A 3987-nucleotide genomic window follows, 5' to 3' on the forward strand; every position below is an offset into this window, starting at 1 on the left:
GAGCCGAGACAGATCAAAATATCGGGCCGATTCGGCCTGAAGTCTCTCGCGTTAAGCTGCGCCGATGCGCAGCAGGTCGTGGAAGTGAACCACGCCCACCGGCATTTTGTTTTTGATCACGACCAGCGCGCCGATATTGTGCTCGTTGAGCATGGCGATCGCCGTGCCCGCCAGCGTCTGCGGATCGATCGTCTTTGGCGTGCGGGTCATCACCTCGTCGACGGTGACGTCGGCCAGATTGCGATGCAGATTGCGTGCGACGTCGCCGTCGGTGACGATCCCGACCAGTTTGCCGCTCGCATCGACGATGCAGACGCAACCGACTTTCTTTTGCGAGAGCGTCATCACCGCTTCCGGCATCTTGGTGCCGAGAAAAGCAAGCGGCACCTGATCGCCGGTCCGCATGATCTCCGAAACCAGGGTCAGATTGGCGCCAAGCTGCCCGCCGGGGTGCAAGGTTCGGAAGTGATCGGATGTGAAGCCGCGCGCCTCGAGCAACGCGATCGCCAGCGCATCGCCCATGACGAGTTGCAGAAGCGTCGACGTCGTCGGCGCCAGCCCGTGCGGACAGGCCTCCGGCACGATCGGCAGCAGCAAGACCACGTCCGCCGCTCGCGCCAGTGCAGAGTTCTCGCCCGAAGTGATGGCGATCAGGGGAATGGAAAAGCGCCTGGAATAGGCGACGATGCCCATCAGTTCCTTGGTTTCGCCCGACCACGACATGGCGATGATGGCGTCGTCACGGGCGATCATGCCAAGATCGCCGTGATTGGCCTCCGCCGAATGGACGAAAAAGGCGGGCGTGCCGGTCGAGGCAAGCGTGGCGGCAATCTTGGAGCCGATATGGCCGCTCTTGCCGACGCCGGTGACGATGACGCGGCCGTCGATCCGCGAAATCAGGTCGATGGCCGCCGCAAAGGGCTCGGCCAGTCCGTCTGCCAGCCCGGCGGCCAGGGCCGCCACACCGGCCTGCTCCGTCGCCACCGTTCTCAGCGCCGATTCGATCGCAGCCTGCCTGTCCGGCTGCTTTCTTTCTGGGGACCCCGCATGCATGGCAGAAGCCATTAGCGCCATGTCGCCCGCCTGTCCAACGGAATTGCCGTTTGCCCTCGTTTGCGGGCAACCCAGGCAGTCAGTCTCAACCCTCCGTTAACCATCCGCATTTACGGTTCGGTAAGTATGGCGCAACCGCGCCGCGCAAGCAGTGGTGACGATGTCCGGGGGCCAGCCTGAAACGAAAATCGGTCGGAAGGGCATTGCCGTTGCAGCACTGCTGCTGACGGCAAGCGCGCTTGCCTTGCTGCGTCCGGCGCCGGCATTTTCGCAGGAAACCGAGCTGCGCGGCGAGGTTTCCGAATCGGCCATACTTGCCGACCAGCAGCGCAAGGCCAGGCAGTTGCGGGGGCAAGGGGCGCAGGATCAGAACGCTCCCGCCGCCGCCCAAGACACGGCGCCGACAACCTATCAGCCGGCAAGCCCCGGCGCGGTTCCGGATGACGACCAGACGGCTGGTGCGTCGGACAGCATCTTCGACCAGCCGCCGGCAGCCAACGACCCGCTGGCCGACACGACGGCGCCGGCAAAGCCGCGCCGGCCTTCGACGGCAAGGCAGCGCACGCAGGACGCCAAGGCCGACACGAAGGCCAGCACCAAGACCGCCGATAAGAAAAAGACCAAGAAGAAGGCGGGCGAGGCAACCGACAACACAACCACCGCCGCAACCGCCGCCACCGGTGATCAGGCCGATGCTGCAGCCACTGCCGACGACGGCGGCAACCGCCGCGCCGTCACCATCGACAGCGTCGACAAGCAGAAGCTCGACCCGGGCCAGGAGCGCACCGGATCGATCGATGGACAGAAGGTCAAGCCGGAGGAAGATCCCTTCGCAGCTCCCGGCGTCAGGATCGGCACCTTTGTCTTCCGGCCGACGCTGGAGCAAGGCTTCACCGCGACCTCGAACGCCGATTCCAGCAGCACCGGCAAATCGGCCGTCCTGTCGGAGACAGCGCTGCGTTTCACTGCGACCTCCGACTGGCGCGAGAATTCGGCTCTGATCACCGGCTACGGCCAGTTCCGCAACACCGTCTCGGGCCAAAAGATCAACGACGCGCAGGGCCGCATCGAGGGCCAGCTCAATGTCGATCTCGACAACGAGCTGCGCGCCATCGCCAAGCTCGGCTACGAGGCAGCGCCGGAATCGGCCTCCTCGCCGGATGCGATCGCCGGTGTCACCCAGCAGCCGCTGCGCCAGACCGTGGACGGCAGCTTGGGCATCGAAAAAAGTGTCGGCAAGATGCGCTATGCACTGACCGGCGTGGTCTCGCATGATTTCTACGGCAATGCCGAGCTCTCCAACGGCACCACCGTTTCACAGAAGGATCGCGACAACACACTCTACACGGCCACCTTGCGCACGGGATACCAGATCTCGCCGGCGCTGACGCCCTTCACGGAGGTCGAGCTCGGCCGCAGAGTCTACGATCAGCGTCTCGATACGGAAGGTTTTGAGCGCTCCTCGAAGCGGATCGGAGCGCGTGCCGGCCTCGAGCTCGACATGGGCGAGAAGCTTTCAGGCGAATTCTCCGTCGGCTGGCTGCGCGAGGCGATCGACGACAGCCGCCTGCCGGCGGTGGCAGGGCCGAGCATCAACGCCGACCTCAAATGGTCACCCGAGCGCGGCACCATCATCGGCCTCACCGGCAAGACCAACGTCGAGACGACAACGACGGCCGGCCAGAGCGGCGATATACTCTATTCCGGCCGTTTGACCGGCGAGCGCCAGATCCGCGCCAACCTGACGGCGAACTCGGCGCTTGGCCTCGATTGGCGCGACTATACCGGTTCCGACGGCCACGACCTGATCCTGAGCGCCGAGGCCGGACTGACCTGGTGGCTCAATCGCTATGCCGGCCTCACCACGAGGGTGCGGACGGAGAAGCTGACCAGCAACCTGCCCGGACGCGACTACACGGCCAACAGCGTCTATCTCGGTCTGAAGGTCCAGCGCTGAAGAGTAGCGGCAATGGGCCCAAGCCCATGCCGAGATTCAGGGCTCCGAGAGGCTAGAACCCCACGCCGCGGCGTTCCGCCGGCCGCACCTCGTCCAGCAGCGTGCGGATGACGCCGGCCATGCTTGCGTTCATGTCGCTGCGCCACAGCGCGAAGGCGACATTAGCCTCGACGAACCCTTCCGGCGAGCCGCAGTCGAAGGTGCGGCCCTTGTAGTGATAGCCGTAGAAGGGCTGCTTCTTCTCAAGCTTCAGCATCGCGTCGGTCAGCTGGATCTCGTTGCCGGCGCCGCGTTCCTGGCTTTCCAGGATGCCGAAGATTTCCGGCTGCAGGATGTAGCGGCCGTTGATGAAGAGATTGGAGGGCGCGGTGCCCTGCTTCGGCTTCTCCACCATGCCGGTGATGCGGAAGCCGTGATGCGTGTCCTCGCCGCGCCCGACAATGCCGTATTTATGCGCTTCCGCCGGATCGCATTCCTGCACGGCGATGATGTTGTTGCCGGTCTCCTCATAAAGCTCGACCATGCCCTTCATGCAGCTCTTTTCCGACTGCATGATCATGTCCGGCAGCAGCAGCGCGAAGGGCTCGTCGCCGACCAGCTCGCGAGCGCACCAGACGGCGTGGCCGAGGCCCATCGGCACCTGCTGGCGCGTGAAGCTCGTCTGTCCCGGCGCCGGCTGCAGCCGCTGCAGTCGGGCGAGCTGGTCGTCCTTGCCGCGCTGGGCGAGCGTGTCATAGAGCTCGAACTGGACGTCGAAATGGTCCTCGATGACCGCCTTGTTGCGTCCGGTCACAAAGATGAAATGCTCGATGCCGGCCTCGCGCGCCTCGTCGACCACATATTGGATGACAGGCCGATCGACGACGGTCAGCATCTCCTTCGGGATGGCCTTGGTGGCCGGAAGGAACCGCGTGCCGAGGCCGGCATCGAGCATTTCATCTTTGTGACCGGACGCAACAAGGCGGTCATCGAGGCTG

At 64.6% G+C, this 3987-nt stretch carries 3 protein-coding genes; 1 reads left to right on the forward strand and 2 read right to left on the reverse strand.

Translation table 11 applies throughout. The annotated features are described in order from the left end of the window. Positions 1-51: 51 nt before the first annotated feature. Positions 52-1053 carry a KpsF/GutQ family sugar-phosphate isomerase gene (locus EOA23_RS32300; RefSeq protein ID WP_127307057.1) on the reverse strand — a complete coding sequence of 334 codons (1002 nt, stop codon included), beginning with the start codon at positions 1051-1053 and terminating at the stop codon, positions 52-54. A gap of 160 nt (positions 1054-1213) precedes the next feature. Between EOA23_RS32300 and EOA23_RS32305 the strand changes: the two genes are divergently transcribed. Further along, the gene (locus EOA23_RS32305; protein ID WP_127307058.1) at positions 1214-3010 is read left to right on the forward strand and encodes an outer membrane beta-barrel protein; all 1797 of its coding nucleotides are present in this window, start codon (positions 1214-1216) and stop codon (positions 3008-3010) included. A 52-nt stretch (positions 3011-3062) separates the two neighbouring features. Here EOA23_RS32305 and EOA23_RS32310 read toward each other — a convergent pair whose 3' ends face one another. Beyond that, positions 3063-3944, reverse strand: a complete 882-nt coding sequence (locus EOA23_RS32310) for a UTP--glucose-1-phosphate uridylyltransferase (RefSeq protein ID WP_127307059.1) — start codon at positions 3942-3944, stop codon at positions 3063-3065. Between the last annotated feature and the right edge of the window lie 43 nt (positions 3945-3987).

It is taken from the genome of Mesorhizobium sp. M2A.F.Ca.ET.042.01.1.1, from assembly GCF_003997405.1.
Taxonomy (GTDB): Bacteria; Pseudomonadota; Alphaproteobacteria; order Rhizobiales; family Rhizobiaceae; genus Mesorhizobium.